This window comes from Archangium sp. (genome assembly GCF_057119385.1).
In genome coordinates this window covers 24,857-45,821 of the sequence record NZ_DBNGVP010000133.1, presented here as the reverse complement: position 1 = coordinate 45,821, position 20,965 = coordinate 24,857, and the positions used below count along the sequence as shown (strand labels likewise).

Here is a 20,965-nt window from a genome sequence, read left to right as displayed (position 1 = left end):
CTAGTACGCCAGCTCCGCCCGAAGATAGAGCCTGTCGGACCCATCACGTGCCTCCTTCGGCAGGCCCGTCCCGGTGAATCCCAGGAGCGTATAGCCCGCGGCCACCCGCAGCCGTTCGTCCACCCGGTATGCCACCTCGCCGCGGAGCGACCCCAGGGATTCGCTCTCGGGCGCGACCGACCGGCCCGCGGCCTCCACCGCGACTTCCAGACCACCCACCACTCGGACCGACGGGCGCAACGAGCCGGTGAGAACCCATATCGACACATCGTCGCGGGTGCTGCGGCTCGCATGCAACCCCGCCGCGAGCGCGAAGCGGTCCCCCAGGCGCACCGCCGGCAGCAGTGAAATTATCTGTTGGCCACGTTCCCCGAAGACGGAGCGCTCGCCGGGCAGCAGCTCGCGGGTGAGGCCGTAGCGCGCCACCAGCAGGAAGGGGCCGGGCCTCCAGGCCAGTGCCGCATAGCCCTCGAGCAGGCGGGCCTCGGCCTCCCTGCTCTCCCGCTGGTACGTGCGGCCGTAGTTCATCCGCGCCGAGAGTGTCAGGTCCTCGCGCAGCACCGCCTCCGTGGCCAGGGCCATCACCGCCTGGATGCGATCCACCGGCTCCGTCGAGCCACGCGGGGGCGTACCGTGCTCGAAGCGCAGCTCCACGCGCCCATCGGCCCGGAGGCGCTCCCACAGGAGCTGCCCGGAGAGGCTCGCCACGTCGCGCCGCAACGAGCCCGGCAGCTCCAGGGGATGGCGCAGGCCCCGCTCGTAACGGGCGCCCACGTTCAACGCGCCGAAGACGGTCTGCTGGAAACCCACCGCCCGCGCCAGGCGCACGGCGTTGGCGTCGTGCGAGGCCACGTCCTCCACGAAGAGGCGCGTCCCGTCCCCCAGCTCCGTGCTCGCCCCGCTCACCGCGCGGCTGGCGCCGAAGTCCGGCCCGTCCACGTCCACCGAGTGGCTGCCGTAGTAGACGTCCTGTCCCCGGCGCCACGTGCCCTGCACCCAGGCCAATGGGCCCAGCTCGGGGCCCCAGCCGCCGCGTACACCCACCCTCCCCTCGTCGCCCACCTTCACGTCCACGCCCGCGGAGGAGAAGCTGTCATCCACGCGGCCCGGCCCCAGGCCCCGCTGGTGGAGCACCTGCCGGTGGCTGGCCGACACGCGCAGCCAGTCATTCACCACGTAGTGGCCCTGCAACCCCGCGGACGTGCGCCCTCCCTCGAGCAGCGCCCCCTCACCGGGCTCCTCGCTGGCGCGCAGGAGGGAGTCCCGGAGGCTCAGCTCCACCCCCCAGCGCTCCGCGGTGTAGCCCCACCCCACGCCCAACGTCCGTGCCCCCAACAGCCCCTCCGCGAAGGGCCGCCGCGGGTCCGCAGAGAGCCGCTCGTCCCCGAGCAGCGTGAGCCGCCAGGGCCCCAGCGGCTGCACGGCGCGCAGGGAGAACTGGCGGAAGGAGCGGGTGTCCGCGTGTGTCCCATCGGAGAACCCCTCGGTCCTCCGGCGGAAGGCCACGTCCACGGAGCCCGTGCCGAAGAGGCCCGGCCCGCGCAGGCGCAGCCCCAGGGCGTCCCCGCCGCCCGCCGTCTCCTCGTCGTCCGGCCGCAGGAAGGTGAGGCCCCCATCGTCCGAGACACCGAAGCGCTCCGGTATCACCGCCGAGCCCCGGCTCCGCGCCACCTCGGCCATGAGCGTGTAACCGCCCAGCGTGGTGCGCGCGTGCCCGGAGAGGAGCAGGAAGGGTGCCCCCCCGCGCTGCTCGCGCACGGCGGACACGGACACCCGCCCGCCCCGCCACTCCGTCCACGCCTCGCCTCCCGCGGCGTCCGCCGGGGAGCCCGACTCCAGCGCGGCGTACTGCACCGTGAGGACGGGCTCCGGCGCCGCCGTGAATGGATCCGCCCGCAGCAGCGGCTCGCCAGCGATGAGGGACAGCGGCCGCGCGAGCAGGATGCGGCCCGCCAGGTAGTCGATGTCGTAGTCCCGGCCCCGGATGAGGTGGCGCTCGGCGAGCGGCAGCCCGGTGAGGCCGTCGCGCACCTCCACGCGCACCCACTCCGAGCCCTCCGCCACCGGGGAGGAGCCCAGGTAGTAGAGGCTGCCGCCGGTGCTGCGCAGCTCCTCGTACGCGGGCTGGGCGGCGAGCGCGCGCGTGGGATCCGCCAGCCCACCGGCGAAGGCATTCACGCCCGCGCGCAGCCGGCCCCATTCCGCCTCCAGCTCGGCGAAGGGACCGAACAGCGGCCGGTGGTAGCGGCCCACCTCCCCTTCCGCCTGATAGGCCCGGTACGTCCCCAGGCCCACCCGGCCGAACCGCTCGTGGCGCACCTCCAGCCGCAGCCGGCTCTCGGTGGGGTTGGGCGTGAGGCCCACGGAGGTGTCTCCCCACTCCGCGATGGCCAGGTCTGGATCCGGCGCCCGATCCAACCGCGGGATGCGGGGACGCAGCCAGTCCGCCACCGGGCGCTCACGCAGGAGATCCACGTCGGTGTCCCGCAGATCCAACTCCCCCACCAGAGACAGGGGCCCCAGGCGCGCCTCACCATGGGCCGCGCCGCGCCCCCGCAGCCGGAAGTTCCCCTGGGACGGCGAGAAGGTGGCCTCCACGTCCAGCAACCCCACCGCGAAGGGCCGGGGCACCGCCTCCAGTTGGATCGTCACCGTCCGGGCCGGCTCGCCGGGAGGCTGCACCTCCAGCGCCACCAGGTTGCGGCCCGGGACGAGCACCAGCGGCACCAGCGCGGACCCCTCCGGCCCCACCGTCACCTCGCCCCGTGACGAGCGCACGCGCGTGCCCGCGGGGTACTCGGCCATCAACGAGGAGGGGCCACTCGCCGGTGGCTCGTCCCTGCTGCCCGGCAGCCGCAACACCCCCGCCGGCTCGGGCTCGCGAGGAATGACGAGCAGGCCGCCCTCGCGCGACACCACGTCGATGCGCTGGCGGAAGAGGCGCAGGGTCGACTCCGGCCCGAAGGCGGTGATGGACAGCACGTTCTCCCCGGGCACGAGCCGGACGCTCGCACGCCAGTCGCCGCGCGCGTCCACCTCGGCCGGGCGGCCGCCCACCAGCACCTCGTCTCCCGGCGAGGCATGCCCCGCCACGACGAAGTCCACCCCGCCCGGCACCGCCGCCGCGGCGGGAGGTGTCGTGTCATAGCCGAGCACCAGGGGAGGCGTGGACTCGGGCAGGGAACGCACCGCGAAGTCCCGCAGCACCACGGCGGCCCAGGGCACCTCCACCGTGACGGCCTCGGGGACGGCCACGCTGTCGGGCGGCAGCGTGCGCGCATCCACCTTCAGCCGCTGCCGGCCGGGCCGCAGGTGCACTCCGCCCGTCGTATCGGGCCCGCGCGCGTCCACCTCGGCGAAGTGGTAGCGGCCCCGAGCGTCCGTGCGCACCTCGCGGCCCGTGGCCAGCACCAGCCGGACATCCGCCAGGCCCGGCTCCTCGGGGGCACACCGGCCATCCGCGTCCAGGTCCCGGCACACGCGCCCGGTGATGGCCGCCGCCAGCTCCGGAGACTCCGCCCGCGCGAGCTGCGCACGCACCGCGCCCGGCAGCAGGAGCAAGCCCACGCACAGTGCCCACGTGGCCCGGCTCAAGGCCGCACCTCGGCGAGCGCGGTGACACCGGTGGCCACGTCCGCCACCGAGACACTCACCGGCCCGTCATGCGTCACCTGGAAGCTGCCGCGCCCGTCCTTCACCTCGATGGCACCGCGCTGACCGGCGGACAGGGACACGTGGGCCTCGCGGCCCTGCAACACCCGGCCCGACGCGTCCTCCATCCAGAACGTGACGCGCGAGCCCTCCACCTTCAGCCGCACGTTCACCGGCACGGAGGGCGCGAGCCGCACCGTCCGCTCCGCATGGGCGCGGGCGAGGGGCGGCTCCAGCGGAAACACCGGCCCGCCCTCGGCCACCACGTGCACCGTCTCCCGGAGGCCGGGCCACAGGCCGTGCACCACCTCCACCCGGCCCGGGCGCACGGGGCCGAGCACCACCGTGCCCTCCTCACCCGTCACCCGCTCCTCGCCGCCCACGCGCAACGGCTGTCCCGGCACCGGCAGGCCGGCCAGATCCGTCACGCCCGCGGACAGCACACCGCCGTCCGCCCAGACACGCAGGCGCGCCGGCTCCGTGCCCGGCGGGCCATACGCGTGCACCTCCACCTCCGCGTCGCCCGGCGTACCGTCCGGAGGCAGCGTCCAGGCACTGCCGAACACGCCGGGGGCTTCCTCGCGAGGCGGACTGAACGTGCCCACCGGAGCGCGGAGCACCACCACGGCCCCGGGCCTCGGCTGGCCGGAGGCATCCCGCGGGGTGACGGTGACGGCCACCGTCGAGCCGAGGTGCACCACCGTCTCGGCCAGCGACAGGGTGGTGCTCGCCACGGGCCCCTGCACGAGCCACAGCGGTAGCTCCTCGCGCGAGCTGGTGCCCCGCTCCGGCCAGGTGGCCACCAGCCGCAACGGCTCCGCCGACGGAGTGCTCGGAGCGGTGAAGATCCACTCGAGCAGGCCCCCCGCGGCGCGCGTCGGCCCGCTCAAGGTGCCGCCGCGGACCGAGGCCGTCACCCGCGCGTCCTGCACCGGCCGGCCGTAGGCGTCGCTGGTGGCGCACAGCATGCGCGCCCGGGAAACACCATCCGCTGGGAGCCGCTGCGGGTTGAGGACACACGCCAGCCCATCCGTGGGCGGCAGCGCCAGATCCATCCTCGAGCGCCGCACGTTGCCCGCCGCGTCCACCGCGCGGATCTGCGCGACGCTGTGCCCGGGAGGGACGATGACGGGCAGCCGGAAGCGCCCGTCCGGCGCGGCCTTCACCGGCCCGAAGCTCGTCCCGGCGATGGTGGCGGAGAGATCCGCGTTGGGCTCGGTGCGGCCCGGCAGCTCCACCGAGGCGGCGAGCGGCACCAGCACCTTGCCGTAGGCGCCGTAGATGGACTGGGGGTGGGGCCAGGCCGAGAGGGCCACCAGGATGGCCACCTCCGGGTAGCGCGTGTCCGGCAGCACGTAGCGGGCCCGCCACGTCCCGGGCCCGGTGCGCTCCAACTCCTCCACCCGTCCCACGTTGGCGCGCAGCACGGGAGGCGCCCCGGAGTCATCCGGCGTGCCATCCGGCTGGAGCATCCGCACCGTGAGCCGCGCCTCCTTGTCCCTCCCCTTCACGGGCGCGGGCGGCTCCACCGTGAGCGACACCTGGGTGGCCGGCGGGCCCAGCACGTACCGCGCCTCGGCCCTCAGCCCCGCCCCCTCGGCCGTCACCCGCCCCTCCCGTGCACCCGGCTCCGGGACGACGACGAACGTCCGCAAGGGCGCCTGCTCGGGCCCGGGCCTCAACCGGGCGCCGCTCGCCGACACGGACAGTCCCTGCGCCGCCACGGGCGCACCCGTCCCGTCCCGCCGCACCAGGGCGATGGGAAACCCATCGGGTGGGACGGGCGCGGACGGACCCAGGATGTCGAGCGTGTCCGCCGAGGCCGCCGAGGCCACGAGCAGCAGCACGGGAAGGAGACAGTTCAGAGTGTTGGTAATTTATCAGCGACCTTGCCGTGCCCGAAATTCTATCGCCGCGACGCGACAAGGCTCCGCGCCCGGGTGGCCCGTCCGTCACGAAGCAGCAACGAGGCGAACAGCCAGACACCCAGCAGGGCCACCGGGCCGCCCGCGGCGCCACAGCCCCCGCGCACCCCTTCCAGCGGCTCTCCGTCCGGTGTCCCACCCGTCTCCGAGCCGCCGTCCCGGACGCGCTTGCCCTCGTACCCGCTGGGGACGAAGTACCGCGTGAGGGCGGCCGCCGGTGGCCGGGCCTCCACCTGCGCGGGGACGAGCTGGCCGTAGCGGGACTCCGTCTCCTGGGACATCCCCTCCTCGGGCCCGATGTCACAGGTCATCTCGCCATAGAGACGCACCCGGAACGCACTGCCGGGAGCGCCCGCGGCCTGGGCGGACAGCGCGAGCCGGCCCTGGAGCGGCACCTTGCGGGCCAGACTCGTGACGTCCTCCCGGATCTCATCCGGGCCCACATGCAGGCCCACCCCCATCCACACCCAGCCCGCGGTGGCCGGCGACGCCTCGAAACCGTTGTCCACGCAGAGCACCCCGGTGCCCGTGCTCTCGAACTCCGTGGAGACCACCTCCGGGGCCCCCTCGGCGCGGCTCACCACCAGCGAGCCCAGCAGCGAGCGCGTACCGGGCGAGGCGCACACGGCGGCGGCATCCTTGATGGGAGTGCGCGTGCAATCGGCCGGCAGGCGGAACACGTAGGCGTACACGTTGAGATTGCCGCCCTGCCGCACCGTCCACGCCACCCGCACCAGCCCATCCTCGCCCATGCTGATGTCGCTGAGCGTCTCGCTCTCCGGCGTCTCGGTGAGGCGGTAGTACGTCTGCGTGCGCAAGTCATACAGCACGACGTCGAAGTTGGGCGTCGCGCTGGACGCCTCCCGCCGCTCGAAGGCGATGAGCGGGCCGCTCACGTTGGGGTTGGTGTCCGTGCCCGGGAGCGCGAGGCGATGGACCTCGCCCCCACCCACCGGCTGCCAGGCGATGTCCGACTCCACCACGCCGTCGACGACGGAGCGCGTCACGTACGCCACCACCTCGCCGTTGGTGTCGGGCAGGGACTCCTCGCCCTCGGGCCCCGTGAGCTGGGAGACGTCGTAGCCGCCCTCCACCTCGCGGGCCGCCCAGAGGTCACACCCGTTGGTGCTGGTGACGCACCGGGTCCACACCACCACCCGCCCATCCGCGCTGACGGCGGGCGAGCGATCCACGCGCGTGTCCTCGGTCAGCCGGGTGAGCGCGAGCGTGTCCAGGCGGTAGGCGAAGATCTCCGGCGGCAGGGACTCGGCGGTGTAGCCCAGTTCCTGCCAGGCCACCGTCTGGCCCCCGATGGAAGCCGCGCGCCGATCCGCGCCGGACCGCGGGGCGAGCTCCCGCGCGCCACCTTCCGCGCCCACGTCGAAGCGGAAGACGCGGCTGTCGTCGGTGGTGCGGGTGAAGACGATCGTGTTGCCACTGATGTCGGCCAGGGAGTCGTAGCCCCCCTCGGTGGGGATGGCCCGGTCCACGCCCGTGAGCAGATCGTGGTAGCGGATCTCACTGCTGCTGAGGCTGCCCTGGTGGGTGTAGGCGATCAGCGCCCCGCTCACGTGGGGATCCGTCTGATCCCCGGGCCCGTCGTTGACCACCTGCGTCCTGCCCGTCAGCGGTGCCAGGAGCTGGCCCAGCGCCAGCGCGGGGACCAGACACACGAGGGGAATCAGCGTTCGCGACATCGTGGCGGACCTCGGATGCACATCGGGGAGATGGACCCATCCCGCCCAAGGACACTCCCGGGTACAGCCCCCCAACGCCACGCTCGGCGCCAGTTCCCACGGCAACCACGGCCGGCCCACTTCAGGCCCCACGGCTTTGCGCACCCAGGCTTTCACCCGGGATTGCCCTTGTGCAGGGACGACTCTCAGTTCTTGAGATGGTGCAAATCCGAGGCCGGGCGGCCGGATGGCGGGGCGCTCGTCTGTACGCCCGCCGTCATGGGCCCTTGGACCCTGGGTCATCCCAGAGACCCGGGTCCACTTTGACCGAGGGCGGGGTGGTATCCAGGTTGAAATCGCGCGCCTCCTCCTGGCGCAGACCGCCCACGGAGACCGCCTGCACCTGGACGGAGTTCTGGCCTTCCTGGAGAGGCAGGACCTGGGAGAAGCGGCCCTCCTCGTCGGTGGGGACGATTCGACCCCCCACCCGCACCTGAGTGCCGGGGTCGGTCTGCCCGGAGACGACGACCTTGCGCCGCGGGTGGGCGGGCCAGTTCACCTTGAGCAGGAGGCTGGTGGGGATGGGGGTGGGCTCCACGGGCGCGCGGCCGGGGCGGATGATGGACTGCTGGCCGGCGCGGACGATGACGACCTTGCGCTGGCCACTGAAGGCGACCTCGCCCTTGAGGGTGGCCAGGGACACCGTGCCCGCGCCGTTGTTGTTCATGGTAAAGGTACCGCCCTCGGTGCGGGCCTCGGCGTCGCTGCCGGCGGCCTTCATCTCGAAGGTCTGCCCCGCCCCCATGTCGACGCGGGCCGTCGTCATACCGTTGGTGAGCAGGAAGCGGGTGAGCGAGTGCGTGAGGGCCTCCACGGACACCTCGGCACCGGCCTCCATGCGCACCTCCACGGCCTCGCCACCGATGATGACGGCGTAGGCGCCTTCCCGGGTGCGCACCGCGTCCGAGGGGTGCAGGGCCTCGCCCACGCTGGCGGTGCGCCATTCGCCGCCGCCCCGGCGCACTTCCACCGTGCCGCGGATCTCCTCCAGCTTGAGCTCCATCGCGCGCTGCTCGGGCGGAGCCTCCGGAGCCGGGGCCACGGGGGGCGGGGCCTCCACCACCGGCGGAGGCGGAGGAGCCGGGGGCTGATGGAGGAAGAGGAAATAGCCCAGCGGCAGTGCCGCCAGGATGGCGAGAAGACCCAGGAGGAAGGGCGCACTGCGCCGGGGGGAGCGGGGGGCGTCCATACAGCCCCCAAGCTACCTCAGGCGGGGCCCGGGCCTCACGCCTTCGGCAACCACACGGTGAAACAGGTGCCCTGCCCCACCTCCGTGCGCACATCGATGGTACCGCCCGCCTCGCTGACCACCCGCCAGGCCACGGAGAGCCCCAGGCCCACGTTGGACCAGACGTCCTTGGTGGTGAAGAAGGGCTCGAAGATGCGCGAGCGGTGCTCGGGGGCGATGCCCTTGCCGGTGTCTTCCACCTCGAAGAAGCCCCGCCCGTCCCGCTCGCCGGTGCGCAGGGTGAGCCGCTTCACCTCCGTCTTCATCATCGCGGTGCGCGCGTTGGACACCAGGGCCAGCACCACCTGGGACAGGTGTCCTGGATCCGCCTTCACCTTCGCCTGCGGAGAGGCCAGCTCCGTGGTGAGGACGATGCCCTCCCCCCTGAGCTGATTCTCCGTGAGCGAGAGCGCGTCGCGCAGCACGGCGTTGAGATCCACCGCGCGCAGCTCCGGCTTCGCCCGTTGCTGGGAGAAGCGCAGCAGGTTCTGGGTGATCTCCTTGCAGCGCTTGGCGCTCAGCTCGATCTTCCGCAGCGTGTCGAAGTCGGGATCCTTCTCGTCGCGCTCGAGCATCAACAGCTGGGTGTTGCCCAGGATGCCGGCCAGGGGGTTGTTGATCTCATGGGCCACACCGGCGCCGAGCTGCCCCACGGCCGCGAGCTTCTGGGCCTCGAGCAGCTGGGCCTGGGCGGCCTTCAGCTCGGCGGTGGCCTCGTCCACGCGGAGCTTGAGATCGTCATTCCAGCGCAGCATCCGGGCGCGGGCGGCCTCCAGCTCGGAGCCCATGCGGTTGAAGGTGGAAGCCAGCTCGCTGAGCTCGTCCCCTCCGTCCACCGTGACGCGCCGATCCAACTCGCCACGCCCGAAGGCCTCGGCACCGGCCACCACCCGGGACAGGCGGAGGTTGAGCCGGCGCGTGAAGAGCGCGCCCAGGCCGAGCAGCACCACGAAGGCGCCCCCGATGGACAGCAGCACCGTGCGGCGCATGCCGTGCACCGGGGCCAGGGCGACGGCCTCGTCCACGGCCACCACCACCTCGAAGCCGGGCACCTTGGGCACCCGCGCGGCGCTCACCCAGATGGCGGGAGCGTCCACCCGGAAGCCACGCACCGGCGCGTCGCCCGAGGCGAGCTGGGCGGCCAGCGCGGGCTCCAGCGGCTGGAGGCGGCGATCCGGCAGGGAGCTGGCCAGGATGCGCCCGGCCGTGGTGTCCACCAGGTGGATGTACCCCGGGTTGCCCTGGGCGCGCCGGGCCAGCAGGGCCTCCAGGTCGGAGAGGACCACCTCGGCGAGCGCGAAGGGCGCGTCCTCTCCATCCCCCAGCTTCACCGCCACCGCCACCGCGGCTCGGCCACTGAGGGCGTGCGCGTAGACGCGGCCCAGGGCGGCCTGTCCCTTGTTGCCCCGGCGCAGCGTCTGCACCGGCACGGCCCGGGCGAGCGCCTGCGTCGCGGAGGGCTCGAAGCCCGGGTGCTCGCTGTCGCCAGCGGCCTGGAAGACGGGCGGGCCGCGCGGGTTGCCCTGCGCATCCAGGTGCAGCACCGCGCTGACGGCGGGAGACTGCCCGTAGAGCAGCTGCAGCCCACCCTGGAACTCCTCGGGGGTGATGCTCTCCCAGTTGAAGAGCTCCGCCGAGCGGGCCAGCGCATCCACCGTCTTCATCAGCTCCGAGGACGCGCTCTCGGCGGTGCTCTCCGCGATGACGCGCTGCTCGGAGAGGATGCGCCCGGCCAGCTCCGCCTCCGCGCGCGACAGCAGCAGGAAGCCCACCGCCGCCAGGGGCAGCACGGTGGCCGCGAGCATGAAGAGGATGAGTTGCTGGTAGAGCCTCATCCCGTGGCCGTCCGGATGACCGCCAGCTCCCGATCACTGCGCAGGTAGACGGAGCCGTGAATCGCCTTGGCGCGCTTCTTCATGTCCGCGGCCTGCCGCGCCAGCTCGGCATGATCGCTGGACAGCCCATCGCTCAGCACCGCCACCACGGACACGCTCATGATGGGGAACTTGCGCTTGTCTCCGTAGCGGTCATCCGCCTCGATGTAGCCGCGCTCCCGGTCCTGCTTGTCGTAGTAGAGCGGGATGATGCGATCGAAGGCCTCGATGGCGCGCTGGCAGATGCGATCCACGCTCTCCGGCGAGGTGACGAAGACGAAGTCGTCACCCGCCACGTGGCCGAGGAAGTCCCCGGGCAGGCCGTCCTGGCCGAACACCTCGCGCAGCAGATCTCCCGTCTGGCGGATGACGCCGTCGGCCTTCGCGAAGCCGTAGTAGTCGTTGTAGGCCTTGAGGTTGTCCAGGTCGAGGTAGCAGAAGGCGAAGGGCCGGCGCTCGGCGAGCCGGCGCTGCACCTCGCGCTCGATGGCGCCCGAGCCGGGCAGCTGCGTGGTGGGCGAGGCGCCCAGCTCCTGCTCCTTTCGGCGCAGCACCATCTCCACGCGCGCGCCCATCTCCAGCGCGTCGAAGGGCTTGGTGAGGTAGTCGTCCGCGCCCAGCTTGAGGGCACGCACCTTGGCGCTCGTCTCGGTATGGCCGGAGATGAAGATGACGGAGATGTAACCGCTGGCGCGCTCGGCCTTGAGCTCCGCGAGGAAGTGGTAGCCGTCGCCGTCAGGCAGTTGCACGTCCAGCAGCAGCACGTCCGGGCGGCGCTCGCGCAGGGCCCGGTGCGCCTCCTCCAGGGTGGAGGCCACCTGCACCTCGTAGCCGAGGCTCACCAGCACCTCGCGGCAGATGACGCCCACCTTCTCGTCATCGTCCACCACCAGCACGCGCCCGTGGTGCTGGCCGGCGCTGCCGCGCACCAGCGAATCCACGGTGGCCAGCAGCCGATCCGACTGCAGCGGCATGGGCAGGAAGGCGTCCGCTCCGGCCCGGAAGGCGCGCTGACGCTCGTCGAAGGCGGAGAAGAGCAACAACGGCAGCTGCCGCGTCTCCGGATCATGCCGGAGGATCTCCGCCAGGCGCAGGCCGTCGATGACGGGCAGCCGCGCATCCACCAGCAGACCATCCGGGTGGTGGGCGCGCGCCTGGGTGAGGCACTCCTCGGCGTTGGGGGCCAGACGCACCTCGTAGCCGCGGGCGCGCAGCAGGGCCTTGGTGATGTAGCCGATGTCCGGCTCGGACTCGGCGAGCACCAGGCTGCCCCGCCGCTCGGGGTTGTGCTTCTGGGTGAAGTCCAGGCCGTCCGGGCGCAGGTACTCGGGGGGCGGCTCCACGGGCAGCACCACCACGAAGCGCACGCCGTCCTGGCAGGGCTCGCACCAGATGTGGCCGGCGTGGGCCTCCACGATGTTGCGGCAGATGGCCAGGCCCAGCCCGGTGCCCCGCACGGTGCGGTTGGCCTGGGTGCGAGCCTGCTCGAAACGGTCGAAGATGCGCTCCAGGTTCTCCTCGGCGATGGGCTCGCCGCTGTTCCAGCACGTGAGCGCCACGTAGCCGGGCACCGCCGAGGTGGCCTTGAGCTCCAGCCGCACCTCCCCGCCCTCGGGGGTGAACTTGGCGGCGTTGGTGAGCAGGTTGTTGAGCACCTGGGTGAGCCGGTTGGGATCCGCCAGCGCCCGCAGGCCGTGCTGCGGCAGGCCGGCGGACACCTTGATGCGCCGCTCCATGAAGGCGGGGCCGTACTTCTCCACCGCGCGGCGCACCTGCTCGTCCACGTACGTCCACTCGAAATTCATCCGCAGCCGGCCCTTGGCGAACTTGGCCAGGTCCAGCAGGTCATCCACGATGGCGTTGAGCTTCTCCGTCGAGTCGCGCGCCAGCATCAGGTAGCGGCGCTGCTTCTCGTTCATGTCGCTGGCCAGGAAGTTGAGCACCAGGTCCAACGAGCCGGAGATGGAGGTGAGCGGCGTGCGCAGCTCGTGGCTCACCATGTGGACGAACTCGTCCTTGCGCTCCTCGAGCTGCTTCTGCTCGGTGACGTCGCGCAGCACCACGCACACGCCGCGCAGCACCCCGCGCGAGTCATTCACCGGGGTGACGGTGGTGTGGATGGTGCGCTCGTCGAGCTTCAGCTCCTCGCGCAGCACCTGGGCGCCGCCGTACTCCCAGCCGCGCACCAGCTCGAAGGGATCGAACCCGAGCTTCTCGCGCAGCCGCTTGCTGGCGTCCGGCGAGGGGGGCCCCTCCCCCAGCACGAGCATGCGGCGCGCGGCGGGGTTGAGCACGACGATCTCATTCTTCTCGTCGGTGAGGATGACACCATCGGCCATGGACTCGACCATGCGATCGATCCGCTGGCGCGAGGCCTCCTCGGAGGCGCGCAGGGACTGGATGGCGTCCGCCGTCTGGTTGGCGAGCGTGTCGAGCAGCGCGCCATCCTCCTCGGAGTAGACGTGGGCGCGCTGGGAGAAGAGCGACAACAGGCCCACGGGGCGGCCCCCGGCGGTGAGGGCGACGGTGAGCTGGCTGGCCCAGGAGGCCGGAGCGGAGGCGTCCTGCGAGGTGGTGCCCGTCACGTGCGTGATGACGCGATCCTCGGGCAGCACCAGCCCCGAGCGCTGGCCCCACGCGGCCAGCATGGACTCCTTCACGCCCAGCAGGGACTGCTCCCCGACGACGGTGCCCTGGCAGCGCAGGCGCAGGGTGGCGGTGCGATCCCAGCCCAACGCGATGAGGGCCGCGCCACAGTCGTAGGGCAGCACGCGCGACACCGCGGTGAGGACGCGGTCGATGATGGCGTCGTAGCCGAGCGGCTCGCCGGCACTGGCGCGGCTCACCTCGTAGAGGACACCGAGCGCCTCCACCCGCTGGTGGAGCTGGCGCAGCAGCCGCTCCTTGTCCCGCCGCAGCTGGGTGTACTCCACCGCGTTCTTCACGGTGATGACCAGGTCGTTCAGGTCCCAGGGCTTGGTGATGTAGCGGTACACCTGGCCGCGGTTGATGGCGGCGATGATGTCCTCGGGATCCGTGTAGCCGGTGAGGAGGATCGCCGTGACGTCGATGCCCTCGGCGCGCGCGGCGGCCACCAGCTCGATGCCCGTCATCTCCGGCATGCGCTGGTCGGTGATGAGCACGTCCACGCGATGCTGCCGCAGCAGCCCCAGCGCCTCGGGCCCGGAGTGGGCCGAGAGCACCTGGTAGCGCTTCTGGAACATGCGCACGAGGAGGTCGATGACGTCGGGCTCGTCGTCGACCAACAGGAGGGTATGTCGGGGCTCGGACAAGGTGTCTGGAAGTCTACGCGCAGAAGGGGGGAGACCCCAGGGCCTGTTCGGAACCGGCGGACCCACACGGATTGTCCGTGCTCATCCTTGAACGAATTGACTCTATACGTATGTTCAGGGAGCATGACGGTACTGAAAGTTTGTTGCGCCGGTGGGTTGCCCACCAGACGAGGGAGCGAGGCATGGAAGAGCTGACGGAACGCCAGCGGGAAATCCTGGCCTTCATCGTCAAGGAGACGGAGTCGCGGGGCTTCCCGCCGACCATCCGCGAGATTGGCGAGGAGATGGACATCCGCTCGACCAACGGGGTGAACGATCACCTCAAGGCGCTCGAGCGCAAGGGCTACCTCAACCGGGGCGAGCAGCAGAGCCGGTCACTGGTGCCCACCAAGCGGGCACGGCTGCTGCTCGGCCTGGGAGTGAAGAAGGAGTCGGGGTTGGTGGAGATCCCCCTGCTGGGCAAGGTGGCGGCCGGCGCTCCCCTGCTCGCCCAGGAGAACGTGGAGGACTCGGTCCGGATCGACAGCTTCCTGCTGGGCGGTCAGGGACGCGAGGTCTTCGCGCTCCGCGTCAAGGGCAACTCGATGATCGACGACGGCATCTTCGACGGGGACTACCTCTTCGTGCGCAAGACGCCGCAGGCCCAGGCCGGGGACATCGTGGTGGCGCTCATCGAGGACGAGGCCACGGTGAAGCGCTACTACCCGGAGGGCGAGCGCATCCGCTTCCAGCCGGCCAACGCCACCATGCAGCCCATCTACGTGAGCAAGGCGGACTTCCGCTCGACGATGATCCTGGGCCAGGTGGTCGGCGTGTACCGCAAGCTGCCGGGCGGAAAGAACTAGCCCCCGTTTCACTTCTACGCGCGTGGAAGTGGATTGCCCCAGGCCCGTTTCACTGGTCACCGGTGACCAGTGGAATGGGCCTGTCGCGTTTCACTTGTCACCGGTGACCAGTGGAATGGGCCTGTTGCGTTTCACTCGTCACCGGTGACCAGTGGAATGGGCCTGTCGCGTTTCACTCGTCACCGGTGACCAGTGGAATGCGCCGGACGGCCGCGCCGCACTTTTCCGCTTCGGGCGTTGCTCAGGGGCACTTCTTGAGCTTCACACCACCGCTGGCGATCCGTTCACACACGGTGCGCACGGTGGCCTCGTCCTTCAGCTCCTGGGCCAGGGTGGCGGTGCGCAGCTGTAGGTCCAGGTTCTTGGCGTGGTCCGGCTCGGCGCTCAAGTTGGAGAGGATGCGCAAGGCGTCCGGCTTGCGGTCGAACGTGGTGAGCAGCTCCGCCAGCTCGGTGAGCTCATGGACGTCCGAGCCGGAGACGGTCTCGAGGGCGCGCCCCAGCTCCTCCTCGGCGGCCTTGCGGTCATCGCGGCCCAGGTGGAGGCGCGCCATGGCCACGTGGACGATGGCCCGATCCTTCACGCGCAGGGACTCGCGGTAGGCCGCGAGCGCCTCCTCCGGCTTCTCCAGCTTCGAGTAGATCTCCCCGACGAGCTCCCACAGCGTGGGATCCTTGGGAGACGCGGCGGCGGCATCACGGTAGGACGTCGCGGCGCGGAGCAGCTCACCGGCCCGCACCTGCTCGTCGCCGAGCGCGGTGAGCAGCTCGGGAGTCCGCACCCCCTTCCCCGTCCACTCGCCCAGCAGCAACAGGGCCTCGGCGTGGCGCCCGTCCGCCGTGAGCACGTCCACGGCGCGCAGCACGAGGGGGGCCTTGCTGGCATCCGGGCTCGCCTCGGCGGCGAGGACGAAGTGCTTCACGGCGGCGTCCTTCTCGCCGCGCTTCACGTGCAGCTCCGCCAGTTGCTCGAGGGCGTTGAAGTCCTTGGGGTTCAGGGCGAGTGCCTTGCGCAGCGAGCCCTGGGCCGCGTCGGCCTTGCCGAGCTGGGCCTGGATGAAGCCGAGCCGGCTCCAATTGGTGGAGCGCTTGGAATCCCGCTTGAGGGCGAGCTCGAACTGGGTGGAGGCGTCACCGAGGCGGCCCATGGACAGGTAGAGCTCGCCCATGGCCGCGGGCAGGCGGGGGTCGTCCGGGGACAGCTCCTTCATCGTGTTGAAGGACGTCAGGGCCTCGTCGAACTTGCCCTGGAGGTACTCGGTGGTGCCCTTCACGTAGTAGCCCTCGGCCTGCTCCTTGGGAGAGGGCTGTGAGGGACGGTCCTCGCAACCAGCGGCGAGGAGGGCAAGCAGGGAGAGGACACGCCAGCGAGGGTGCATGCGGGGAGCTCCGGGCTCAGAAGTGCCAGGCGATGCCGGCGTTGAGTTCGAGGTTGAGGCCACTGCCCAGTCCCCCATCGGAGAGACCGAGCGTGGCCTGGGCGAGGTTGGTGGAGGCCTCGAGTTGGATGCCGAGATGGCCGGCGATGAGGTACTCGCAGCCGAAGAAGCCGATGACGGTGGGAAGCGGGCCGGTCTGCCGGAAGATGCCGAATTCGCCGAAGGACAGCTGCACGCCGAGACCCAGTCCCCAGTACGGGCGGAAGGCGCGCTCGACGTTGTGGTAGTGGCGCAGGCCGAGCACGCTGGGCAGCACGTTGAGGCCGCCCTTGCGCCCCGCCTCCTGGGCCGTCACGTAGGTGAGGCCCACCTGCCCGAAGACGATCCACTCGGGATGGAACTGGAAGCCGAGCTCCACGTCACCACCGGGGTTGAAGGTGGAGAGGTTGGAGATGAGGCTGTTGTTGAACCGCACGCCGACGAGCAACGAGCCCACTCCGGGGACCTTCGTGACGGTGGGCGCCTTCACGATCGCGCGCTCCGTGGGCTCCGGGATGAGCGTAGCGAGCAGTTGATCCGCGACCGACACAGCGGCGCGAGGCAGGGCCTCCCGCGCGGCCACCTCGATGCGAGGCCGGCCCAGGACGCGTCCACCCTCCGAGTCCACGACGTGGGTGGTGAGCAGGTAGCGGGAGCCAAAACCATCGAGCCGGCCGGTGACGACGTAGCGCGCCTTGCTGGAGCCGGGAGTGCCGGGAGCGGCCTCGGGACACGGGCCCGCGGCGCAGACGCCCGCGAGGCGGACGGCCTCTTGATCCGACGCGGTGGAGACCGCGAGGCGGGAAGACTCGGCGAGCCGGCTCACGAGGAGCGACGTCACACCCGCGGCCTGCTCCCGGGCATCCGCGTTGCTCTCCAGGGGCAGGAGGATGACGGTGAGGACGGGAGCCGGCTCCGGGGCCTCGGGAGACGGCTCCGCGGCGGGCGGCGCGGCCTCCGGCTCCGAGGAGGAGGGCTGCGCGCCGGCGGCCGTGCCGAGCAGGAGGACGAGCAGGAGTGGCGGAAGGCGACTCACGGGGCGCCACTCTAGTACCAGACGGCCCACCCGGGGCGGCGAGAAGCGGGCCCGGCATGGGCCCACCTGCCCGCCCGGTGTGCCAGCGTCGCTCAGCGGGCCTTCTTCACCCGGGCCACGAACACGGTGCCCAGTGCGAAGTAGACGATGGCGATGGCGAAGATGACGGTGTAGCCCAGCGTGGACCGGCCGCCCTGCTTGCCGAAGGCATTGAAGGTGTCCAGCAGCCACCCGGCCACGGGGGTGGCCAGGAACTGCGGCACCGTCAGCGCCATGTGCCAGATGCCCATGTCCTTCGCCGCGTCGTCCATGTCCGGCAGCACGTCCGTGGCCAGCGCCCAGTTGACGCTCTCGTAGGCCCCGTAGCCGACGCCGAACAGGGCGCCGATGAAGAGTGCCGCCAGGTAGTTGTCGGTGACGATGAAGCCCGCGGCCACCACCGCCTGGATGCCTCCGGCGACGTAGACCACGCGCTTGCGCCCATACCGGTCCGAGAGCTTTCCGGCGATCACCGTGCTGGGCAGGGCCAGCAGGAGCAGCAGGCCCAACACGCCCAGCACGGCCAGCTCCGGCGTCGTGGCCAGCGGACGGCCGAACACCGAGAAGTCCTTCACCACGTCCCGCAGATAGAACATGAGGAAGCTCTGGACGCTGAACACACCCATGGACATCAACATCCGGGTGAGGAACACCCAGCGGAAGTCCAGCGAGCGGAACGGCGCCACGAAGCCCCGCAGGAACGAGCCCCAGTCGAAGGGCTTGGGCTCGGTGGTGAGCGGCTGCTCGCGCGTGCCGAGCACGGTGACGAGCACGCCCACCACCAGGATGAGGCCGATGAGCAGGTAGACGCGGTAGATCTGCCCCTGGAACTCGCCCAGGGAGGCCTGCTGGCTCACCATGGAGCTCGCGAGGCCCATGCCCACGCCATTGCCGAGCAGCGTCATCAACCCGTACCACCCGGCCACGGAGCCGCGCTGCTCCGGGTGCACCACGTCCGGCATGAGGGCCGTGTAGGGGGCCGTGGCGACGTTGTTGGCGAAGTTGGCCATGAGGTAGGCCCCCACGTACAACCAGTACGCGCCGGTGAAGCCCCACAGGCTGTCCGTCTTGAGGAAGGGGAAGGTGGCCATGCCCACCAGCGCCACCAGGTTGAGCGCCGTGCCCACCAGCATGAAGGGCCGCCGCCGCCCCATGCGCAGCCTGACGCGATCACTCCAGGTGCCCAGCAGGGGCGGCACGAGGATGCCGGTGAGGGAGCCGATGGCGATCGCCGTGCCCACCCCGGCCCCCTTGGACTCGTCCCCCACCATGACGAGCACCTGGGACTGCACCAGGATGGTGAGGATGGCGCCCCAGTGCACGTTGCTGGAGAACCAGAAGAACGTCAGATAGAGCTGCTCCAGCGTGCCCAACCGTTTGGACTCGTGGGGTAGCACCGCGGCCGTGACTTCCAAGGTCGCCTCATTCCTGATGTAGCATGGGGCCCCCATTCTGGCCCCGGCGCGTTTCGGTCCACACGATGCCCCGGAGCCCCCCACGAAGGAAAGAGGGCCCCATGCCTTCCTCCGCCTCTGCCCGTACCCTGTTGTGCGGTCTCCTGCTCCTGGGTTCCAACTCGCTGGCCGAGGGACCCACCGGGGATACCCCCGAGGTTCCTCGCGCCACGCCTCCGCTGACCGGCATGCCCGCGCGGCGCCTCAACTTCGATCACTTCGTGGGCGGGGGCGTCAATCCGACGGTGGCCGAGTACAAGGTGCGCATCAGCGACACGCGGCGTCTGGGTCAGAGCGAGGACATCCTCTGGCGCGACACCTTCGTGGGACTGGGCGGACAGGTGCGCATCAACCCCTGCTACACGGCGGTGGGGCCCCTGGTGAATTGGCAGCCCATCGCCGTCTTCAACCTCAAGGCCCTGGTGGATGCCTACGGTTTCTTCGGCACCGCCGGCATGCTCCAGTCCTTCCGCTCCCCGCTGGACGAGTACTCCGACGCGGTGCAGCGCGCGAACACCGCCTCCCAACGGACCTACGGCACCCTCGGCTGGCACGCCATGCTGCAGCCGACCTTGCAGGCCCAGGTCGGGCCCGTCGCCCTCCAGAACGTCGTCACCCTCGACTACTTCAACATGCGCCTGCGGGGGGATGACACGCTCTGGTACGACGCCGGCCCGGACACCCTGCTCCCCGGCCGCGGCCTGGTGCTCACGGAAGAGGTCAACCTCGTCTACTTCGCCGGCCCGCTGACGTTGGGCGCCACCTTCCGCTACCTCCTGCCCTTCTACGACGAGGAGAACTTCCGGCCCGGCGAGGACGTGAAGGCCGCGAACAACGCCAACATGCGGCTGGGCGCGCTCGTGGCCTACACCTTCAAGGATGGAGGCTACTCCTCCTTCAACCACCCCACCGCCTTCCTCACGGCGGCGTGGCACGTGCGCCACCGCTACCGCGCCGGCCAGGAGACGTCCCAGGCCATCCCCTTCGTGGGCGTGGGCTTCGCCTTCCAGCAGGACTTCGTCTTCTAGGCCGCGTCGTCCGTGCGCGCCTGGGGGCTGAGTCCCAGGCCGCGCGCCAGCTCCTGGAAGGTGGCCACCGCCGGAGTCGGCACCCGCCTCCTGTCCGGACTGCCGTAGTCCACCCGGAACAGGCCGAAGCGCGGCTCGTAGCCCTCCGCCCACTCGAAGTTGTCCATGAGGGACCAGTGGAAGTAGCCGCGCACGTCCACGCCCTCGTGGGCCGCGCGCACCAGCGCCTCGAAGTGCTCGCGCAGGAAGCCGGGCCGGCGCTCCCCCTTCCCGTCCGCCATGCCGTTCTCGGTGATGTAGATGGGAAGGCCCGCCCGCCCGTAGCGCTTCAGCGCCTGGTAGAGGCCCTCGGGGTAGATGTCCCAGCCCAGGTCGTTCACCGGCCGGCCCTCGGCCACGTACTGGCGCGACAGCGTGGGGCTGCTGAAGTCCGCGCGCACCATGTCCCGCGAGTAGTAGTTGAGCCCCAGGTAGTCGTACGAGCCCTTCAGGTCCGGCACCGCCTCGTCCATGTCCGCCATGCCCGGCACGGACATCTGGATGCGGCCGGTGCGGTTCACATCCACCAGCAGCTGATTGAAGAGGCGATCCGTGAAGCCCGCCATCACCCGATCCATGGGCGAGCGCGTGGCCGGCTGGAAGATGCGCACGTGGTGCGCGATGCCCACCCGCGTGGCGTGGCCGTCTCCATCCGCGTCCACCGTGTCGTGCTCGCGCAGCTCGCGCGCCATGCGGGCGTGGGCGCGGATCTGCCGCGCCAGCACCTGCAGCCCGAGCTTCCCGTCCTTCAACCCCGGCGGCCACTCGCCCTTCATGTAGCCGAACGCCATCAGCACGTTGGGCTCGTTGAGGGTGCACCACAGGTCCACCTCGGAGCCCAGCTTGCGGGCCACCCGGCGGGTGTAGGCGGCGATCCACTCCACCGTCTTCTCATTGGCCCACCCGCCCTGGGCGGCCACCCAGCGCGGCAGGGTGAAGTGGCTGAGCGTCACCATGGGTTGAATCCCCTGGGCGCGCAGCATCCGCATCCACTCCAGGTACCGGTCCGCCGCCGCCTCGTTCCACGAGCCCTCCTCGGGCTCGAGCCGGCTCCACTCCACGGACAGCCGGTAGGCATTGGCCCCCAGCTCGCGCAGCAGCGCCACGTCGCTGGAGAAGCGGTTCCACGAGTCACACGCCGCCCCGGACACGTCCCGGTGCTTGATGTGGGGCTTGCCGTCCGGGTACGAGCCCTTCTCCCACTCGGACCAGTCGTTGTCGTTGCCCCCCTCCACCTGGTGGCTGGCGGTGGCGGCGCCCAGCAGGAAGCCGGACGGCAGCACCTGCCGCGTGGGAGGCAGGGGCGCCAGACCGGACCGCGGAGGGGCCGGCGGATGGGGCGCCTTGACCAGGGAACCGAGGGCGATCTTCGCGGCGTGGAGCAGGCTCATGGGCGATCC

12 protein-coding genes and 1 riboswitch are annotated in these 20,965 nt (G+C 71.3%); of the genes, 2 read left to right on the top strand and 10 right to left on the bottom strand.

The window, feature by feature from the left end:
• From AC16DP_RS32540 to AC16DP_RS32515, 6 genes are all read right to left on the bottom strand, one after another.
• Positions 1-3,594 (bottom strand): flagellar motor protein, encoded by a 3,594-nt coding sequence (locus AC16DP_RS32540; RefSeq protein ID WP_329728784.1) that lies wholly within the window; start codon positions 3,592-3,594, stop codon positions 1-3.
• Entirely contained in the window at positions 3,591-5,495 is a 1,905-nt protein-coding gene (locus AC16DP_RS32535) for a hypothetical protein (protein WP_329728791.1), read from the bottom strand. Before AC16DP_RS32535 ends, AC16DP_RS32540 begins: the two co-directional genes overlap by 4 nt.
• Positions 5,496-5,557: 62 nt before the next feature.
• On the bottom strand, positions 5,558-7,273 hold the full coding sequence (locus AC16DP_RS32530; RefSeq protein ID WP_329728783.1) for a TolB family protein: 1,716 nt from the start codon (positions 7,271-7,273) through the stop codon (positions 5,558-5,560).
• A 97-nt stretch (positions 7,274-7,370) separates the two neighbouring features.
• Positions 7,371-7,450, bottom strand: a riboswitch (cyclic di-GMP riboswitch).
• 79 nt (positions 7,451-7,529) lie between these two features.
• Positions 7,530-8,501 carry a hypothetical protein gene (locus AC16DP_RS32525; RefSeq protein ID WP_329728782.1) on the bottom strand — a complete coding sequence of 324 codons (972 nt, stop codon included), beginning with the start codon at positions 8,499-8,501 and terminating at the stop codon, positions 7,530-7,532.
• 35 nt (positions 8,502-8,536) lie between these two features.
• Positions 8,537-10,375, bottom strand: coding sequence for a sensor histidine kinase (locus AC16DP_RS32520; protein ID WP_329728781.1), 1,839 nt, complete (start codon positions 10,373-10,375; stop codon positions 8,537-8,539).
• Positions 10,372-13,707, bottom strand: a complete 3,336-nt coding sequence (locus tag AC16DP_RS32515) for a response regulator (protein ID WP_329728780.1) — start codon at positions 13,705-13,707, stop codon at positions 10,372-10,374. The genes AC16DP_RS32520 and AC16DP_RS32515 overlap by 4 nt, the downstream gene beginning before the upstream one ends.
• A gap of 182 nt (positions 13,708-13,889) precedes the next feature.
• Here AC16DP_RS32515 and lexA point away from each other — a divergent pair, with 182 nt between their 5' ends.
• A complete protein-coding gene (lexA, locus tag AC16DP_RS32510) occupies positions 13,890-14,552 on the top strand; it encodes a transcriptional repressor LexA (protein ID WP_329728779.1) in 663 nt (220 codons plus the stop codon).
• Positions 14,553-14,793: 241 nt separating this feature from the next.
• Here the strand turns inward: lexA and AC16DP_RS32505 are convergent, their stop codons facing one another.
• From AC16DP_RS32505 to AC16DP_RS32495, 3 genes are all read right to left on the bottom strand, one after another.
• Complete coding sequence (locus AC16DP_RS32505) at positions 14,794-15,930, bottom strand: tetratricopeptide repeat protein (protein WP_329728778.1); 1,137 nt, start codon at positions 15,928-15,930, stop codon at positions 14,794-14,796.
• A 16-nt stretch (positions 15,931-15,946) separates the two neighbouring features.
• The gene (locus AC16DP_RS32500; RefSeq protein ID WP_329728777.1) at positions 15,947-17,005 is read right to left on the bottom strand and encodes a hypothetical protein; all 1,059 of its coding nucleotides are present in this window, start codon (positions 17,003-17,005) and stop codon (positions 15,947-15,949) included.
• A gap of 92 nt (positions 17,006-17,097) precedes the next feature.
• Positions 17,098-18,459 (bottom strand): MFS transporter, encoded by a 1,362-nt coding sequence (locus tag AC16DP_RS32495; RefSeq protein ID WP_329728776.1) that lies wholly within the window; start codon positions 18,457-18,459, stop codon positions 17,098-17,100.
• A gap of 101 nt (positions 18,460-18,560) precedes the next feature.
• Here AC16DP_RS32495 and AC16DP_RS32490 point away from each other — a divergent pair, with 101 nt between their 5' ends.
• Positions 18,561-19,526, top strand: coding sequence for a hypothetical protein (locus AC16DP_RS32490; protein ID WP_329728775.1), 966 nt, complete (start codon positions 18,561-18,563; stop codon positions 19,524-19,526).
• Here AC16DP_RS32490 and AC16DP_RS32485 read toward each other — a convergent pair.
• Positions 19,523-20,956, bottom strand: coding sequence for a glycoside hydrolase family 1 protein (locus AC16DP_RS32485; RefSeq protein ID WP_329728774.1), 1,434 nt, complete (start codon positions 20,954-20,956; stop codon positions 19,523-19,525). The two genes, AC16DP_RS32490 and AC16DP_RS32485, sit on opposite strands and share 4 nt — an antisense overlap.
• Positions 20,957-20,965: the final 9 nt, after the last annotated feature.

Coding starts and splice junctions, on each gene's coding strand:
- AC16DP_RS32530 (WP_329728783.1), bottom strand. CDS start 7,273: ATGTCGCGAACGCTGATTCCCCTCGTGTGTCTGGTCCCCGCGCTGGCG.
- AC16DP_RS32525 (WP_329728782.1), bottom strand. CDS start 8,501: ATGGACGCCCCCCGCTCCCCCCGGCGCAGTGCGCCCTTCCTCCTGGGT.
- AC16DP_RS32520 (WP_329728781.1), bottom strand. CDS start 10,375: ATGAGGCTCTACCAGCAACTCATCCTCTTCATGCTCGCGGCCACCGTG.
- lexA (WP_329728779.1), top strand. CDS start 13,890: ATGGAAGAGCTGACGGAACGCCAGCGGGAAATCCTGGCCTTCATCGTC.
- AC16DP_RS32505 (WP_329728778.1), bottom strand. CDS start 15,930: ATGCACCCTCGCTGGCGTGTCCTCTCCCTGCTTGCCCTCCTCGCCGCT.
- AC16DP_RS32490 (WP_329728775.1), top strand. CDS start 18,561: ATGCCTTCCTCCGCCTCTGCCCGTACCCTGTTGTGCGGTCTCCTGCTC.
- AC16DP_RS32485 (WP_329728774.1), bottom strand. CDS start 20,956: ATGAGCCTGCTCCACGCCGCGAAGATCGCCCTCGGTTCCCTGGTCAAG.